This is a genomic window from Salmonella sp. GDC200615 (genome assembly GCF_050574145.1).
In the GTDB taxonomy this organism is placed as follows: domain Bacteria; phylum Pseudomonadota; class Gammaproteobacteria; order Enterobacterales; family Enterobacteriaceae; genus Salmonella; species Salmonella enterica.
In genome coordinates this window covers 3,974,140-3,990,296 of sequence record NZ_CP192247.1, presented here as the reverse complement: position 1 = coordinate 3,990,296, position 16,157 = coordinate 3,974,140, and the positions used below count along the sequence as shown (strand labels likewise).

Annotated in this window: 16 protein-coding genes; 9 read left to right on the top strand and 7 right to left on the bottom strand. The window is 52.6% G+C overall.

Annotated elements, in window-relative coordinates; all coding sequences use genetic code 11:
- Window positions 1–5: 5 nt before the first annotated feature.
- On the bottom strand, window positions 6–74 hold the full coding sequence (locus ACQ29O_RS19310; protein WP_001675272.1) for a mandelate racemase: 69 nt from the start codon (window positions 72–74) through the stop codon (window positions 6–8).
- An 839-nt stretch (window positions 75–913) separates the two neighbouring features.
- On the opposite strand from ACQ29O_RS19310, the gene ACQ29O_RS19305 reads away from it, so the two are divergent.
- The 6 genes from ACQ29O_RS19305 (at window position 914) to speB (ending at window position 7,233) form a co-directional block, all read left to right on the top strand.
- Entirely contained in the window at window positions 914–2,386 is a 1,473-nt protein-coding gene (locus ACQ29O_RS19305; protein WP_024143621.1) for a mannitol dehydrogenase family protein, read from the top strand.
- A gap of 2 nt (window positions 2,387–2,388) precedes the next feature.
- Window positions 2,389–3,405, top strand: a complete 1,017-nt coding sequence (locus ACQ29O_RS19300) for a zinc-binding alcohol dehydrogenase family protein (RefSeq protein ID WP_000783057.1) — start codon at window positions 2,389–2,391, stop codon at window positions 3,403–3,405.
- Between the two features lie 13 nt (window positions 3,406–3,418).
- Complete coding sequence (locus tag ACQ29O_RS19295; protein ID WP_000104226.1) at window positions 3,419–4,426, top strand: Ldh family oxidoreductase; 1,008 nt, start codon at window positions 3,419–3,421, stop codon at window positions 4,424–4,426.
- Between the two features lie 38 nt (window positions 4,427–4,464).
- On the top strand, window positions 4,465–4,959 hold the full coding sequence (locus tag ACQ29O_RS19290) for a YhcH/YjgK/YiaL family protein (protein WP_000965537.1): 495 nt from the start codon (window positions 4,465–4,467) through the stop codon (window positions 4,957–4,959).
- Between the two features lie 192 nt (window positions 4,960–5,151).
- Window positions 5,152–6,108 (top strand): alpha/beta fold hydrolase, encoded by a 957-nt coding sequence (locus ACQ29O_RS19285; protein ID WP_077248501.1) that lies wholly within the window; start codon window positions 5,152–5,154, stop codon window positions 6,106–6,108.
- Between the two features lie 204 nt (window positions 6,109–6,312).
- On the top strand, window positions 6,313–7,233 hold the full coding sequence (gene speB / locus ACQ29O_RS19280; RefSeq protein ID WP_000105553.1) for an agmatinase: 921 nt from the start codon (window positions 6,313–6,315) through the stop codon (window positions 7,231–7,233).
- Window positions 7,234–7,333: 100 nt separating this feature from the next.
- On the opposite strand, the gene ACQ29O_RS19275 is transcribed toward speB, so the two are convergent.
- Complete coding sequence (locus ACQ29O_RS19275; RefSeq protein ID WP_000701824.1) at window positions 7,334–8,092, bottom strand: M48 family metallopeptidase; 759 nt, start codon at window positions 8,090–8,092, stop codon at window positions 7,334–7,336.
- Between the two features lie 275 nt (window positions 8,093–8,367).
- Between ACQ29O_RS19275 and tkt the strand changes: the two genes are divergently transcribed.
- The gene (tkt, locus tag ACQ29O_RS19270; protein ID WP_000098654.1) at window positions 8,368–10,359 is read left to right on the top strand and encodes a transketolase; all 1,992 of its coding nucleotides are present in this window, start codon (window positions 8,368–8,370) and stop codon (window positions 10,357–10,359) included.
- A 43-nt stretch (window positions 10,360–10,402) separates the two neighbouring features.
- On the opposite strand, the gene ACQ29O_RS19265 is transcribed toward tkt, so the two are convergent.
- The 5 genes from ACQ29O_RS19265 to ACQ29O_RS19245 are packed head-to-tail and all read right to left on the bottom strand — an operon-like array spanning window position 10,403 to window position 13,455.
- Window positions 10,403–11,059: an ABC transporter ATP-binding protein gene (locus tag ACQ29O_RS19265; RefSeq protein WP_020937172.1), complete on the bottom strand. Its 657-nt coding sequence runs from the start codon at window positions 11,057–11,059 to the stop codon at window positions 10,403–10,405.
- Entirely contained in the window at window positions 11,053–11,730 is a 678-nt protein-coding gene (locus tag ACQ29O_RS19260; protein WP_001676772.1) for an ABC transporter ATP-binding protein, read from the bottom strand. Before ACQ29O_RS19260 ends, ACQ29O_RS19265 begins: the two co-directional genes overlap by 7 nt.
- Window positions 11,718–12,425, bottom strand: a complete 708-nt coding sequence (locus ACQ29O_RS19255) for an energy-coupling factor transporter transmembrane component T (RefSeq protein WP_000553275.1) — start codon at window positions 12,423–12,425, stop codon at window positions 11,718–11,720. The genes ACQ29O_RS19260 and ACQ29O_RS19255 overlap by 13 nt, the downstream gene beginning before the upstream one ends.
- On the bottom strand, window positions 12,426–13,004 hold the full coding sequence (locus ACQ29O_RS19250; protein ID WP_000124001.1) for an ECF transporter S component: 579 nt from the start codon (window positions 13,002–13,004) through the stop codon (window positions 12,426–12,428). It lies immediately after the preceding gene.
- A gap of 25 nt (window positions 13,005–13,029) precedes the next feature.
- Window positions 13,030–13,455, bottom strand: a complete 426-nt coding sequence (locus tag ACQ29O_RS19245) for a PPC domain-containing DNA-binding protein (protein ID WP_000218564.1) — start codon at window positions 13,453–13,455, stop codon at window positions 13,030–13,032.
- Window positions 13,456–13,828: 373 nt separating this feature from the next.
- On the opposite strand from ACQ29O_RS19245, the gene epd reads away from it, so the two are divergent.
- Window positions 13,829–14,875 carry an erythrose-4-phosphate dehydrogenase gene (epd, locus tag ACQ29O_RS19240; protein ID WP_000218342.1) on the top strand — a complete coding sequence of 349 codons (1,047 nt, stop codon included), beginning with the start codon at window positions 13,829–13,831 and terminating at the stop codon, window positions 14,873–14,875.
- A gap of 21 nt (window positions 14,876–14,896) precedes the next feature.
- On the top strand, window positions 14,897–16,060 hold the full coding sequence (gene pgk / locus ACQ29O_RS19235) for a phosphoglycerate kinase (protein WP_000111274.1): 1,164 nt from the start codon (window positions 14,897–14,899) through the stop codon (window positions 16,058–16,060).
- Window positions 16,061–16,157: the final 97 nt, after the last annotated feature.

Below are 16,157 nucleotides of genomic sequence, written 5' to 3'. Positions count from 1 at the left end.
CGCCTTCAGCCAGCCATTTTCCACAGCGGCAGTTTTTCACGTTTGCCTTTCAAATCCCAAAGAGCGATATCCATCGCAAACGATGCGATGCCTCCGCGACCCACATAGTGAATATGCTATTCCATAAAGTCATAGATATCGTCAATCGCAGCGCCTCTTTCCCTGACAGTACCGGGGCAAGATCGTGGTCGATCATCGCTTTAATTGCATACCCTCCCTTTCCGCCGGTATAGGAATATCCGGTGCCAGTTGAACCGTCTTCCAGCGTAATCGTCGTGGTTACCAGTTCGAAATGGCTATTATGCCATGTTTTGCGTCAACTAAGACCTTGGCCAGAGGGGCTTTGAAAGCTTTGTTTCAACGTGCCTAATCTGCGTCTTCATCAATTTTTTCCTGTGTTCAATCAATGGATTAATTTGCCAATTACGTCTAAAGGCGGCTCACTCCTCATCGCTTTAGCAGCGACCCGGATGATCAAAACCGTAACTGATGTTCTTAGGTTAACGTTGATGCTGATAATAAATTGAGTTCATTAATTCACTAGACAAATTATCAGATTTGGTTTGCTGTATTTCGGGTAATTATTGAACCAATCATGCGTGACATATACGCTCGCAGCGGGCGTGCTATTCAATAAGGTATTGTTTTTCATGGTGTTTAATGATTGCAGTTGTGTGGGTGGTATGCCAATTTGTGGCCGATTTTTCTAATCAAAATCACGCTTTTGTGAATCGTAAAATTTATCCTGACAAGCGTATTTTATAACCAATTGATAAATAAATTATTTTTATTCATTGGCTATTAGTCAGCATACCAGGGTGAAGAACCCGGTGCCGTGAGTGTGATCATATTAACGGATTTTGGTATGCTGTTTAAGCAGAATTGGTAAACAAAACAGGAGTGGGAAAAATTCATGGACACCATAGCTCGCCAGTTAGACGCCACAAGGCACCAATTCAAAACGACTTATTCACGTCAGGGAATGGAAGCCAACATCGTACATATTGGATTTGGCGCCTTTCACCGTGGTCATCAGGCGGTTTATAACGATCTCACGAATGAGATAACCGGCAACCGCTGGGGGATTTTTGAACTGAATCTGTTCGGCGATGCGGAGCTGGTGGATGCGCTAAATGCGCAACAGGGGCTGTTTTCAGTGGTGGAAACGTCAGCCAGCGCCATCAATAGTCGCCTGGTTCGTACCATCACCGGCGCGTTGCATACGCCGAAGTCAGGTATTCAGGCGGCGATCGAGAAGCTGACTGAGCCGCAGGTAAAAATTGTTTCGTTGACGATAACGGAAAAAGGTTACTGCACCGATCTACGGTCCAGAACGCTCGATCTCAGCCATCCGCTCATCAAACACGATCTTGCCGATCCTGAACATCCCCGCTCAGCACTCGGACTGATCGTCGAAGCGCTACGGATACGCCGCCAGCAAGGGCTTCCCCCGTTTAGTGTACTGTCGTGCGATAACATTCCGGAAAACGGTCATTTGACCAAAACGGCGATCGTTACGTTTGCCGATAATCTCGATCCGCAACTGGCGGCCTGGATAGCGAAGCATGTCACCTTTCCTGGCACCATGGTCGATCGCATCGTGCCGGCAATGACGCCAGAGCAATTTGACATGATTAAAGACCAGATCGGTTTTGCCGATCCCTGCGGCATCGTATGCGAGGATTTCCGTCAGTGGGTTATCGAAGATAATTTCGTTGCCGGTCGTCCTGACTGGGATAAAGCAGGGGCGATGTTCGTCTCGGACGTGCCTCCCTATGAAGAAATGAAACTTCGTATGCTGAATGGCAGCCATTCGTTTCTCGCCTATAACGGCAGCCTGGCTGGATATGAGTTTATCTATCAGTGCATGGAAGACGACGCTTTTAAAACCGCCGTACATCATTTAATGACGGAAGAGCAGGCAAAATCGCTGCGCCCGAATTTGGCGGTAGATGTACATCAATATGCGCAGTTGCTCATTGAGCGATTCAGCAACCCGAACATTAAACATAAGACCGGACAGATTGCGATGGACGGTTCTCAGAAGCTGCCTCAGCGGGCCGTCGATCCTTATCTGACGCTTCAGGCGCGCGGCGTTAAGGGCAGGGCGTTAGCGACGCTGATTGCGGGCTGGCTCCATTACGTCATTAATACACTCTCTCAGGGGCAGAGTGTGGCCGACCCGCTCAATGATACCTTCAATGCGGCTATTAAAAATAAAAACACGCGATGGGAACAAGCGCTGTCTTTGCTGCAGATAAATAGCATCTTTGGAACGCTGGCCGGCGACAACGCAGACTTTTTAAACGACATTCAGCAGGCCTTTAACCATATTGAGTTACATGGCGTCACGGCCACCATTCACCGTTTATCTTCAAAGGGTTAAGTATGAAAATGCTTATCTGTAATAATCCGGGAAATATCGAATACATTGAAAGAGATATTCCTCATTTAAAAGACGATGAAGTACTGTTAAAAATTAAAGCGGTTGGTATTTGCGGCACCGATATCCATGCGTTTGCCGGTCGCCAGCCCTTTTTTGCCTATCCGCGCGTGCTGGGTCATGAAATTTGCGGCGTGGCGGAAATATTGGGTAAATCGTGCAGCACGGCGAAGGCCGGCCAACGCTATAGCGTTATTCCCTGTATTCCTTGCGGCGCTTGCGCAGCCTGCCGGGAAGGAAAAACCAACTGCTGTGAGAACGTCTCGCTGTATGGCGTTCACCAGGACGGCGGCTTTAGCGAATATCTGGCCGTTCGTGAACAAAATCTGGTTGAACTGTCGGATAACCTCACCGACAGCGCGGGCGCGCTGGTTGAGTGTTTCGCCATCAGCGCCCACGCAGTACGCCGCGCTGACGTGAAGCCGCAGCAAAACATTGTGGTGGTCGGCGCCGGGCCGATTGGGCTGGCCGCCGCCGCGATAGCAAAAGCCAAAGGCGCTCGCGTCGCGGTAGCTGATATTGACGCCGAACGCCGTCGTCTGGTCGCCGAAAAGGTAGGCGTTGCAACGCTCGATCCGTCGTCAGACGACTATATTGATGTGCTGAAAGCCTGTTTCTCCGGTGAATTAGCCGGCATTGTGCTTGATGCCACCGGCAATAAATCCTCCATGAGCCGCGCTGTTGATCTGATTCTTCACGGCGGAAAAATCGTCTTCATCGGGCTATATATCGGCGAGCTCGTCATTGACGATCCGACCTTCCATAAAAAAGAGACCACGCTATTGAGCAGTCGTAACGCGACGCGGGAAGACTTCGAATGTGTCATTGAGCTAATGGCTCAGGGCGCTATTAGCGAAACAATGATGAAAAACCAGGAATTCGATTTCTATACGTTCGGCAACCAGTACCAGAAGAACGTGGTAGAAAACAAAAAATTGGTTAAAGGCGTTATCAAATTTTAATAGCGGGATAGTTATGTCAACAATATTAGTCAAAGAAAATGAATTGAAAGCGCTGGCGTTTAATAAACTCACCCAGGCGGGCCTTGACGCGCAAACGGCGCAGCAGGTAGCCGACGTTTTGGTTCATGCCGATATTACCGGCGTTCACTCCCACGGCGTTATTCGCGTAGAGCACTATTGTACCCGCCTGAACGCAGGCGGGCTCAATCCAAAAGCAACATTCAGCATCGAACAGATTTCGCCTTCTGTCGCTATTCTGGACTCTGATGATGGAATGGGGCACTGCGCGCTGATAAAGGCGACAGACCACGCTATTAGTCTGGCGAGAGAGACGGGGCTGGGCTTCGTCAGCGTCAAAAATGCGTCCCATTGCGGCGCGCTCTCGTGGTTCATTGAGCAGGCGACAAGCCAGGGAATGGTGGCTATCGCCATGACGCAAACGGATACCTGCGTTGCGCCGTATGGCGGCGCGGAGCGCTTTCTGGGGACTAACCCAATCGCCTTCGGCTTCCCCGTTAAAGACAGCCATCCGATGATCGTCGATATGGCGACCAGCGCCATTGCGTTTGGTAAAATTCTGCACGCCAAAGAAACCGGGAAACCAATAGGTCATGGTCTGGCGCTGGATAAAGAGGGACATATCACTACCGATCCGCATAAAATTGAAAATCTGCTGCCCTTTGGCGGACACAAAGGTTCTGGTATTGCCCTGGCGATTGATGCGCTCACGGGCGTCCTGATGGGGGCAAACTTTAGCAACCATATTGTTCGGATGTATGGCGACTATGACAAGATGCGCAAGTTAGCGAGTCTGGTTATCGTTATTGATCCGCAGATGTTGGGCAATCCGCTGTTTTCCTCAATAATGAGCACAATGGTCAATGAGCTAAGGGCTGTAAAACCGATGCCCGGTGTTGATAAAGTGCTGGCGCCAAACGATCCGCAAATCGCCTATAAAGAAAAATGTTTAAAAGAAGGTATTCCTGTGGCTGAAGGTATTTACCAGTACCTGATTGGCTGATAATTATAATCACGACCATTATTTAGGATAACTATAGTATGCTATATGGAAATATAGAGCAGCTTACTTTATTACCTTACGTTAACCACATTATTAAAAAACTTATCATCGAAGCGGTGAAGATAGCTGAAGATCAGCCTGCTGGTAGATATGAACTTTCTTTCCCGGAGTCATTTCTTATGATAAGCGAAGGAGAAACACACTCTTCGTTAAACCGCAAAGCTGAACTTCATAAAAAATATATCGATGTTCAGATTTTACTAAGCGGTTATGAGGAGATTGGCTATTCCAACAAAATTGATACCAGGATAAAGGAGCTTGAGCATCTTCCTGATGACATCATCTTTCCTGAATGTGTCGCTAATGAGCAGTTCGTTACATTAAATCCTGGCGATTTCGCGCTTTTTTATCCCAACCAGATCCACCGTCCGCTTTGTACGCGTGGTAAACCTGCGCCGGTTAAAAAAGCGATTGTGAAAATTCCGGCCACGGCATTTAGCGAGTCAAGCTTGCCCTGTCAGACGAAGGAATAAAGAAAGCGCCAAATGCAATTCAGGAAGAGACCTTCAAGTCATCCTGAATTACAGCCAGAATGAATAAGGTGGCACTTTTCTGACTTCAGAGCCTTTTCGCGTTGAGGCTAATCGCGGAAAGGCTTTTTACGTTCTGTAAAAAGAGGATGCGGGGTCTCCCCGGTAAATAAGTGAAAATGATACAAATCGATTTTGATGTTATTTTTGTTCAATCTGAATAATATGGTCTTTTACACGGAAAGTGATTGGCGAGGTGTTATGAATCATATTTTTAAATTAGCATTTATTTTTATTATCAATATTATATTTTTAATAAATGCTTCAGCAACAACGATGGACAAAGATAAATTTGTGGAAGCGAATGGTATCAAAATTCATTACGTTGAAGAGGGCGAGGGGCCTCCGCTGCTGTTGATTCACGGTGGTGGTCTGACGGCGAAAAGTTGGCAGGGATTAGCGAAAGAGGCATCTCGATATTTTCGCGTCATCATGCCGGACAGTCGTGGACATGGATTAACCAATAACCCGCAAGGAACGTTTAGCTATGATCTGATGACGGAAGATATGGCGGCTTTTGTTAAAGCGCTGAAGCTGGAAAAACCGCTGGTGATGGGTTACAGCGATGGCGGCATGGTCGTTCTGAAGTTAACCAGCCGATACCCGGATCTAGCGCGCGCTGCTATCGTCGGCGGCGCAACGCATCGCTTTGCTACGACCCATTACATGCAGGGGATGGAAATTTTTTATGGTAAAGGAATGCCTCAGGGGCAATTGACGGATCGAGATCTGGATAAAATGGCTTCGGATGCGCCCGGGATGGTTAAATTTTATCAGAACATGCATCATCCAGAGCAAAAAGACTACTGGCGCACGTTTCTCGAAGGTGTCTGGCCAATGTGGACAACGCCCACATCGCTGACGGAAGAAGAGGTGAAAAAAATCCACATTCCTGTGCTATTACTGGACGGCGACCGGGATGAATTTTTCACCGTTGAAGAAGTTACCGAGCTGTACCGGCTGCTGCCTCAGGCGGAGATGACCCTCATTCCCGGTAGCGGTCACGCCATTTTCCAGACGCCGGGGAAAACACCGCTGTTTTACGCATTAGTGCTTGAGTTTTTACAGCGGCAACTCCCTAAGGCCTCTTAACTGACCGCGATGGACGTATGAGCCTACTGATTTGCGCTGGATATATATTTTTTTCGGGCGTTGTCTACTGTACCTGGCTAAACTGACTTCAATAATGCGGTCTGTCAGAGTAAACTTTGAGCCGTAAACAAATTCAAACCCTTCCTCGTCGGGCCTAACGACGCGGGAGGGTTTTTTTATATTGACTAAGAAGAGGTTTTTGCCATGAGCACCTTAGGTCATCAGTACGATAACTCACTGGTTTCTAATGCGTTTGGTTTTTTACGTCTGCCAATGAACTTCCAGCCGTATGACAGCGATGCCGACTGGGTGATCACTGGCGTACCGTTTGATATGGCAACGTCCGGTCGCGCTGGCGGCCGTCATGGCCCGGCGGCGATCCGTCAGGTGTCGACCAACCTCGCCTGGGAACATCACCGTTTCCCGTGGAGTTTTGACATGCGCGAGCGCCTGAACGTCGTGGACTGCGGCGATTTGGTGTATGCGTTTGGCGATGCCCGTGAGATGAGTGAAAAATTACAGGCGCACGCTGAAAAACTGCTGTCTGCAGGCAAGCGTATGCTCTCTTTCGGCGGCGACCACTTCGTCACGCTGCCGCTGCTGCGCGCCCACGCGAAACATTTTGGCAAAATGGCGCTGGTACATTTTGATGCGCATACCGATACCTACGCTAACGGCTGCGAATTCGATCACGGCACGATGTTCTACACCGCGCCGAAAGAAGGCCTGATCGATCCGCATCATTCGGTACAGATCGGTATTCGTACTGAGTTTGACAAAGACAATGGCTTTACCGTGCTGGATGCCTGCCAGGTCAACGATCGCGGCGTGGATGATATTCTCGCTCAGGTGAAACAGATCGTCGGCGATATGCCGGTCTATCTGACCTTTGATATCGACTGTCTGGACCCGGCGTTTGCGCCTGGCACCGGTACGCCGGTGATCGGCGGTTTGACCTCCGATCGCGCCATTAAACTGGTACGCGGTCTGAAAGATCTGAACATTGTCGGTATGGATGTAGTGGAAGTCGCGCCGGCTTACGATCAGTCGGAGATCACCGCTCTGGCGGCCGCGACGCTGGCATTAGAAATGCTCTATATCCAGGCGGCGAAGAAAGGCGAGTAAGTTGTTTTGCCGGATGGCGCTGCGCTTATCCGGCCTACAGCTGATTGATGCTTGTAGGCCGGATAAGGCGTCCACGCCGCCATCCGGCACTGTTCGGGGATTATTTGATCCCGTCCGCGCTCATACGATCGCGCACATGCTGTGCGCGTGCGGCGGACGCCGGGTGATCGTCGAACATCGAGCTTTGACGACCCGCTTCCAGTTTTGCCAGTTTCTCAAAGCTGGTGGCAAGTCCTGCCGGACTGATACCGCGTTTGCGCAACAGATCGTAAGAATAATCATCCGCTTCGGACTCCTGACGCTGGGAGAACTGCGAGTTCACCAGTTTTTCGCCAAGATCGCCAAGCTGTGATTGCGACAGGCTGCCGACAACGCCTCCTGCCGATGCCGCCGCGACGCGCACGGCGTTAGTGCCCAGCGCGACCTGCATCCCTTTCTTTACATGACCCAGCGCGACATGGCCCATTTCATGGCCGATCACGGCTTCAACTTCGTTGTCGGTCATCATATCCATCAGTCCGCTGTAGACGCGAATACAACCGTTCGCCATGGCAAACGCGTTGACGTCTTTCGTCTCGTAAACCTTATAGTTCACCGGCTGGCCGTTAATGTTATCCCCCAGCGCAGCGGCAATTTTTGCCAGTCGTTTAGCGTATTCGCTGCTCGCCGGCGCGATTTTCGCTTTGCTGTCGAGCTCTTGACAGGATTGATCGCTCAACGCTTTTACCTGCGCATCGCTTAACGTATAGGCCTGAAAAGCTTCAGCGCCCGAAGAAAGCAGTCCATTAGAGTCCATATTCTGGCAACCGGTCAGCACCGTCGCCATGCCCAAAGCAAGCAGTAAAGCGCGAATTTTCATTTTTCTCTTCCATACGAATTAATATTATTTTGAAATGCGCTCGTTGCAGATGAATTAGCGCCTGGGTTAAGTATAAAGAAAAGCATGGCAGGCAAGTTAGCTAATTGCGCAACATACGAGCACGATCCAGAGATTTCTGAAGCGGTAAAAGGATGTTCCATGTACATGACGCGCGGCTTGGGGTAAATTGTTGGCAAATTTTCCGGCGTAGCCCAAAACGCGCTGTCGTCAAGTCGTTACGGGCATGGCCTTTCAACATCCGATCTGGAGTCAAAATGTCCTCACGTAAAGAGCTTGCCAATGCTATTCGTGCGCTGAGCATGGACGCAGTACAGAAAGCCAAATCCGGTCACCCGGGTGCCCCGATGGGTATGGCTGACATTGCCGAAGTCCTGTGGCGTGATTTCCTGAACCACAACCCGACCAACCCGTCCTGGGCCGACCGCGACCGCTTCGTGCTGTCCAATGGCCACGGCTCAATGCTGATTTACAGCCTGCTGCACCTCACCGGTTATGACCTGCCGATGTCCGAGCTGCAGAATTTCCGTCAGCTACATTCAAAAACCCCTGGTCACCCGGAAGTGGGCTACACCGCTGGCGTTGAAACCACTACTGGCCCGCTGGGTCAGGGTATTGCCAACGCCGTCGGGATGGCGATTGCCGAGAAAACTCTGGCGGCGCAGTTTAATCGTCCTGGCCACGATATCGTTGACCACTTCACCTACGTCTTTATGGGCGACGGCTGCATGATGGAAGGCATTTCTCACGAAGTGTGCTCTCTGGCTGGTACTCTGAAACTGGGCAAACTGATCGCGTTCTATGATGACAACGGTATCTCTATCGATGGTCATGTTGAAGGCTGGTTCACCGATGACACCGCGAAACGTTTTGAAGCCTACGGCTGGCACGTTATCCGTGGCATTGACGGTCACGATGCCGACGCCATTAAACGCGCCACGGAAGAAGCTCGCGCCGTGACTGACAAACCGTCCCTGCTGATGTGCAAAACCATCATCGGTTTCGGTTCGCCGAACAAACAGGGTACCCACGATTCCCACGGCGCGCCGCTGGGCGACGCGGAAATCGCGCTGACCCGCGAACAGTTGGGCTGGAAATACGCGCCGTTCGAAATCCCGTCTGAAATCTACGCCCAGTGGGATGCGAAAGAAGCCGGCCAGGCGAAAGAATCCGCATGGAATGAGAAATTCGCGGCTTATGAGAAAGCCTTCCCGCAGGAAGCTGCTGAATTCACTCGTCGTATGAAAGGCGACATGCCGGCTGACTTCGATGCGAAAGCGAATGAGTTCATCGCTAAACTGCAGGCGAATCCATCCAAAATCGCCAGCCGTAAAGCGTCCCAGAATGCCATCGAAGCCTTCGGTCCGCTGTTGCCGGAGTTCCTCGGCGGCTCCGCTGACCTGGCACCTTCTAACCTGACCCTGTGGTCCGGTTCGAAAGCGATTAACGAAGATGCCGCAGGTAACTACATTCATTACGGTGTGCGCGAATTCGGTATGACCGCTATCGCCAACGGTATCGCCCTGCACGGCGGTTTCCTGCCGTACACCTCCACCTTCCTGATGTTCGTCGGATATGCCCGTAACGCAGTGCGTATGGCAGCGTTGATGAAACAGCGTCAGGTGATGGTCTATACCCACGACTCCATCGGTCTGGGCGAAGATGGCCCGACGCACCAGCCGGTCGAGCAGGTGGCAAGCCTGCGCGTAACGCCGAACATGTCCACATGGCGTCCGTGCGACCAGGTGGAATCCGCGGTGGCGTGGAAATATGGAGTAGAGCGTCAGGATGGCCCAACCGCGCTGATCCTCTCCCGTCAGAACCTGGCGCAGCAGGAACGTACTGAAGAGCAACTGGCGAATATCGCCCGCGGTGGTTACGTACTGAAAGATTGTGCGGGCCAGCCGCAGATTATCTTCATTGCGACCGGTTCAGAGGTTGAGCTGGCGGTTGCCGCTTACGAAAAACTAACTGCCGAAGGCGTGAAGGCGCGCGTGGTTTCCATGCCGTCTACCGACGCATTCGACAAGCAGGATGCGGCTTACCGTGAATCCGTGCTGCCGAAGGACGTCTCTGCGCGTGTAGCGATTGAAGCGGGTATCGCTGACTACTGGTTCAAATACGTCGGCCTGAACGGCGCTATTGTCGGGATGACCACCTTCGGTGAATCCGCCCCGGCAGAGCTGTTGTTTGAAGAGTTTGGCTTCACGGTGGACAACGTGATCGCCAAAGCGAAAGCACTGCTGTAATCCTTAATACGGCATAAAACGGGTCGCTTCGGCGACCCGTTTTTTATTCTCCCTTTGACAACCTGCCGTTTTCCAGCCGTACCACCCGTGAAAAATGACGCCGGGTAAACGCAGCGTCACGGCTAATCGCCACGACGCTGGTTCCCCGTGCCCGGCATGTCGCCAGCCAGTGTTCAAATACGGTTAGCCAGTGGGCGTCAAAATCCCGGCTGGGTTCATCCAGCAATAACACAGGCGGCGCCATCGCCTCCAGACTGGCGACCGCCACCATCCGGCGCGGTGCGGCGTGCAGATCAAGCGGGTGCGCCTCGGCGACGTTCGTTAGCTGGCATAACCGCAGCGCGGCCTGCGTGCGCCGTGAAATTTCCTCTGCCGATAAGCGTTGTAGTTTCAGCCCAAAAGCGACCTCTTGCGCGACATTGCTGTGGAAAATCTGGTTTTCCGCTTCCTGAAAGAGTACGCCGATAGCGGCGGCGCGTTGACGATTTTTAAGCTGCGCAATCGGCTCTCCATTAAGCGTTACCGAGCCGGAAGTGGGGGAAAGCAGGCCGGCCATAATCCGTAACAGTGTTGATTTTCCCGCGCCGTTATCGCCGGTCAACGCCAGCCATTCGCCGTCACGAAGTTCAAGCGAGATAGCGTGCAAACAGTCGGCTGCGGCATCCGGCCAGCGATAAGCGACCTGATTTAACGTCAACATAATGGGGTTAGCGCTCCGTCGCGCAATTGCCATACCCGCTGGCATCGCGTCAGAAAAGGAAAATGGTTACGCTCAAAAAGCACAATGAGAGAATGACGTTCCAGCGCCCACTGTTGTAGCCGTTCCAGCAGCATCCCGGTGGCCGCTGACGTCAGCCGACTGAAGGCTTCATCAAGAACTAATAGCCTGGGCTGCATGGCAAGCGCGCTGGCAATCACTACCCGCTGCGTTTCGCCGCCGGAGAGCGTGCCGGGATGGCGATGGCGTAACGACTGGCAGTTTGTCAGAGTCAGCGCCTCGTCAATGCGCCGTAGAATTTCCGCTTCATGGAGGCCGAGATTCTCCGGGCCAAACGCCACCTCTTCCTCTACGCTAAAGGTACAGCCGGAAAGCTGTAAATAAGGCGATTGCTGCACCAACTGGATGGTGGGCGACTGTTCTACCAGCGGGAGCTGCCCGATAGGGACGCCAAGCAGTAATCCTGTGCCGTCAATATCACCGGGAAGATAATCCGGATACCAGCCAGCCATCAGTTGCGCCAGCGTACTTTTTCCGCTGCCGTTATCGCCGACTATCGCCACTATTCCGGGTGTTGAATAGTGGAAATCAAAACATGCCGGCGGGCGTGTCGCATCGGACGGAAGATAACGAAACTGCTCTAACGTAACCATATCCACACTCCCGCTTCCGCCAGTATTAGCAGTACCATGCCATACCGCGCAACCCGTTGTAACATGCTATCTTTCGGCGCCCACAGCGTGGTTCGGGCTCGATGCAGCCGAAACCCCCGCATATCCAACGCCGCGCCGCGTATTGTCAGATCGTTAAGCGCATTTTGCGTAAGCGGCACGATCAGCGCAGGCATTGCCCGTAGCCGCTGATACCAGCCTTCATCCAGCGGTACGCCACGCGCGCGCTGGGCTTCATGAACGATCGTCAGTTGTCGTTTGAGCTGTTCGACGACCAGCAGCGGGCCAGCGAACAGGTAAGCGATGCCGGGCGGCAAACGTGAAGCGAACAGGGCGCGAATAAACCGCTGAACCGGCACATACTGCATCCATAGCTGCGACGTCGACACGATCGCCAGCAGGCGTAGCCATAGCGTAACGGCATATATCCAGCGCTGCGGATCGCAAGGCTGCCCGCTTATCCATTCCGTTAGCCAACCGCCATGTACCAGCCATAGCCCAAACCCTAAAGACAGCATCAGCCAGGCGACATACTTCGCCCGCCGCCGCGTTGATTTCAGCGCCAGCAGACAGCGGAAGGCCGCCGCGCTATAAACCGGGAGCACGGTCTGCGCAGGGAGTAGCAGCGTGGTGCAGGCCGCCAACGCCCATAAGGTTAACGAGGTAAACGGATGCATTTAGCGTACGGCTGACATCGCAGGAAAATGCCGTGTCGTACGTAACGGTAGCTGACGCAGCAGCACCCAAACGATGATCGCCGTCAGAATTTTATCGACCAGATTAGCGCCTATGACGGTAATCGCGACTGACTCCACCAGGTTTTGGCCCATTGAATGCATCCAGGCGACGAACAAATCAGCGCCGCTACCGGTAACGCCGCCAAAAAGCGCGGTACGAAGCGGTACGGCGACCAGCGTCACCGCCAACGTAATGACGACCCCGCTGACGATCACTTTGGGCAGGGTACGAAACCAGCCTGCGCGCGCCAGCCACCCGGCGACCAGACCGATAACCATCGCTACCGGGGCAAACGCGGCAGCGATAGGGTCGGTAAGCAGCCCCCACAGCAAGTTGGTCAGAAGCCCAGTCAACATGCCGATGAACGGCCCTAACAGTACCGCGCTAATTAAGGTGCCGATCGAGTCGAGAAAAATAGGCAGCTTCAACATGCTAATAAGCTGTCCGCCAATCATATTGATGGCAATAGCGATGACAATCAGCACCAGAGACTGGCTGGAAAACGGGCGACGCGCCATAAAGTACCTCTTAAAGAGTCGTCAATTAACGGGAAGAAATATGCAGTTCGTCATAACCGGAAATGGCGCACGGTTGACGGCTGAACGTCAGCGCTGGCAGCTCGCCGATAACCAGTTCCAGCGTGGTACGCACGGTACACCCTGGCATCATATGGCCGCCGAGCATGGCCCCGTAGGGATCCGATACCGCGAGATGCAGATGCTCGCCGGTCAATTCAAGCGTGCCGTTTAGCGAGATAACTTCAAACGTGCCGGTGAGCGATGTGGTCGCTTCTTGCCCGGCATAACGCAGCGCAACGTCGGTCAGACTGCCGGTACACCCTGCAATCCAGGCGGCATGTAATTGGTTCTGTTGCACAAAGGCGTGTAATTGGGAAAACACTTCCTGGCCGGGAAGCAGACGAAGCGCGTAAAAGCGCGCTGTAGAGGCATTGTGGTGAGATACAGTCATCGTTACAGGACTCCGAGACTCGGACGTGGCGCTGATAATATAGACGCTGGCGACAGCGCTTTCTGATATAAATCAGTATTTGTGACGCGACGATGAAAAGATCTGACGGATGTACTGGTGATTCTTAAATATGGAATAAATTGCAGCGTAAGCGGCCATGAAATGTGATGCAGGTCAGATAACTGTCTTCTTCGACTGGACAAACATTCCTTTTATTCCCCGTTTCGCTTATTCTAGCTGAAGCGTTTCAGTTAATTAAATGTTCGACAATTAACCAATCAGTCGCAGTTTGCGACAGGTGAGGTTTTACTCGACGATGAGCTGCATTACTCTGTCAGCCTCATCTGAATCGGGATAGCCTTGCAGGAGACCTATGACCGTACGCATAGCGATTAATGGCTTTGGTCGCATCGGACGTAACGTGGTTCGTGCTTTGTATGAATCCGGACGTCGCGCGGAAATTACCGTGGTGGCCATCAACGAGCTGGCGGATGCCGCAGGCATGGCGCATTTGTTGAAATACGATACCAGCCACGGGCGTTTTGCATGGGAGGTTCGCCACGAGCGCGAGCAGCTTTTTGTCGGCGACGACGTCATTCGTATTCTGCATGAACGAACGCTGGCGGATCTGCCGTGGCGCGAACTGGGCGTGGATGTCGTGTTAGATTGTACGGGCGTATATGGCAACCGGGAGCATGGCGAGGCGCATATTGCCGCTGGCGCGAAGAAAGTGCTCTTTTCTCATCCGGGCAGCAACGGTCTTGACGCCACCGTCGTTTTTGGCGTGAACCAGAATGAACTGCGTGCGGAACATCGTATTGTCTCAAACGCATCCTGTACCACGAATTGCATAATTCCCGTCATTAAATTGTTGGATGATGCTTACGGCATCGAGTCTGGTGCCGTCACGACGATCCACTCCGCGATGAACGATCAGCAGGTGATCGACGCGTATCACTCCGATCTGCGGCGCACGCGCGCGGCCAGCCAGTCGATTATCCCGGTAGATACAAAACTGGCGGCAGGCATTACGCGTATATTCCCGCAGTTTAACGACCGTTTTGAGGCGATTGCCGTGCGCGTTCCAACCATTAATGTGACGGCGATCGATTTAAGCGTAACGGTGAAAAAACCAGTAAAAGCCAGTGAAGTCAACCAGTTGCTGCAAAAAGCAGCACAAGGTGCATTTCATGGTATAGTTGACTATACGGAATCACCGTTGGTCTCGATAGATTTTAACCACGACCCGCACAGCGCCATTGTTGATGGCACGCAAACCCGGGTTAGTGGCGCCCACCTGATCAAGACGCTGGTCTGGTGCGATAATGAATGGGGCTTTGCTAACCGGATGCTCGACACCACGTTAGCGATGGCCGCAGTTGGTTTCAGGCTCGACGCGTCAGCGTCGACAAAACTTTAAGCATCATTGAGAGGATTCACCATGTCTGTAATTAAGATGACCGATCTGGATCTGGCCGGGAAACGCGTTTTTATCCGTGCGGATCTGAACGTACCTGTTAAAGAAGGGAAAGTGACCAGCGACGCGCGTATCCGCGCCTCTCTGCCGACCATCGAACTGGCTCTGAAACAGGGCGCGAAAGTGATGGTAACTTCCCACCTGGGTCGTCCTACCGAAGGCGAGTACAACGAAGAATTCTCTCTGCTGCCGGTTGTTAACTACCTGAAAGACAAACTGTCTAACCCGGTTCGCCTGGTCAAAGATTACCTGGACGGCGTTGACGTGGCCGAAGGTGAGCTGGTGGTTCTGGAGAACGTTCGCTTTAACAAAGGCGAAAAGAAAGACGACGAAGCGCTGTCTAAAAAATACGCCGCCCTGTGTGACGTATTCGTGATGGACGCCTTTGGTACTGCGCACCGCGCGCAGGCTTCTACCCACGGTATCGGCAAATTTGCTGATGTTGCGTGCGCAGGCCCGCTGCTGGCCGCTGAACTGGATGCGCTGGGTAAAGCGCTGAAAGAACCGGCTCGTCCGATGGTGGCTATCGTTGGTGGTTCTAAAGTATCTACCAAACTGACCGTTCTGGATTCCCTGTCTAAAATCGCTGACCAGCTGATTGTCGGCGGCGGTATCGCCAACACCTTCGTTGCCGCTCAGGGCCACAGCGTCGGTAAATCCCTGTACGAAGCTGACCTGGTTGACGAAGCAAAACGTCTGCTGACCACTTGCGATATCCCGGTTCCGACCGATGTTCGCGTTGCCACCGAGTTCTCCGAAACCGCACCGGCGACTCTGAAATCCGTTAACGACGTGAAAGAAGACGAGCAGATCCTGGATATCGGCGATGCTTCCGCTCAGCAGCTGGCTGAAATCCTCAAGAATGCCAAAACCATTCTGTGGAACGGCCCGGTTGGCGTGTTTGAGTTCCCGAACTTCCGTAAAGGGACTGAAATCGTGGCGAATGCCATCGCTGATAGCGAAGCGTTTTCCATCGCTGGCGGCGGCGACACCCTGGCGGCAATCGACCTGTTCGGCATTGCTGACAAAATTTCCTACATTTCTACTGGCGGCGGCGCATTCCTCGAATTCGTGGAAGGTAAAGTTCTGCCAGCCGTAGCGATGCTCGAAGAGCGCGCTAAGAAGTAATCGTTACGGGCAGGGATTCCTGCCCGTTGATTTATCGCCGATCTGACATTCAGGGCGGCCCGTGTTTTTTCCCAAAGCCCGACGATACAGGACAACG

What these genes read in the sequence shown, in the direction of transcription:
- ACQ29O_RS19305 (WP_024143621.1), top strand. Translation starts at nt 914, where the DNA reads ATGGACACCATAGCTCGCCAGTTAGACGCCACAAGGCACCAATTCAAA.
- ACQ29O_RS19300 (WP_000783057.1), top strand. Translation starts at nt 2,389, where the DNA reads ATGAAAATGCTTATCTGTAATAATCCGGGAAATATCGAATACATTGAA.
- ACQ29O_RS19295 (WP_000104226.1), top strand. Translation starts at nt 3,419, where the DNA reads ATGTCAACAATATTAGTCAAAGAAAATGAATTGAAAGCGCTGGCGTTT.
- ACQ29O_RS19290 (WP_000965537.1), top strand. Translation starts at nt 4,465, where the DNA reads ATGCTATATGGAAATATAGAGCAGCTTACTTTATTACCTTACGTTAAC.
- speB (WP_000105553.1), top strand. Translation starts at nt 6,313, where the DNA reads ATGAGCACCTTAGGTCATCAGTACGATAACTCACTGGTTTCTAATGCG.
- ACQ29O_RS19275 (WP_000701824.1), bottom strand. Translation starts at nt 8,092, where the DNA reads ATGAAAATTCGCGCTTTACTGCTTGCTTTGGGCATGGCGACGGTGCTG.
- tkt (WP_000098654.1), top strand. Translation starts at nt 8,368, where the DNA reads ATGTCCTCACGTAAAGAGCTTGCCAATGCTATTCGTGCGCTGAGCATG.
- ACQ29O_RS19265 (WP_020937172.1), bottom strand. Translation starts at nt 11,059, where the DNA reads ATGTTGACGTTAAATCAGGTCGCTTATCGCTGGCCGGATGCCGCAGCC.
- ACQ29O_RS19260 (WP_001676772.1), bottom strand. Translation starts at nt 11,730, where the DNA reads ATGGTTACGTTAGAGCAGTTTCGTTATCTTCCGTCCGATGCGACACGC.
- ACQ29O_RS19255 (WP_000553275.1), bottom strand. Translation starts at nt 12,425, where the DNA reads ATGCATCCGTTTACCTCGTTAACCTTATGGGCGTTGGCGGCCTGCACC.
- ACQ29O_RS19250 (WP_000124001.1), bottom strand. Translation starts at nt 13,004, where the DNA reads ATGGCGCGTCGCCCGTTTTCCAGCCAGTCTCTGGTGCTGATTGTCATC.
- ACQ29O_RS19245 (WP_000218564.1), bottom strand. Translation starts at nt 13,455, where the DNA reads ATGACTGTATCTCACCACAATGCCTCTACAGCGCGCTTTTACGCGCTT.
- epd (WP_000218342.1), top strand. Translation starts at nt 13,829, where the DNA reads ATGACCGTACGCATAGCGATTAATGGCTTTGGTCGCATCGGACGTAAC.
- pgk (WP_000111274.1), top strand. Translation starts at nt 14,897, where the DNA reads ATGTCTGTAATTAAGATGACCGATCTGGATCTGGCCGGGAAACGCGTT.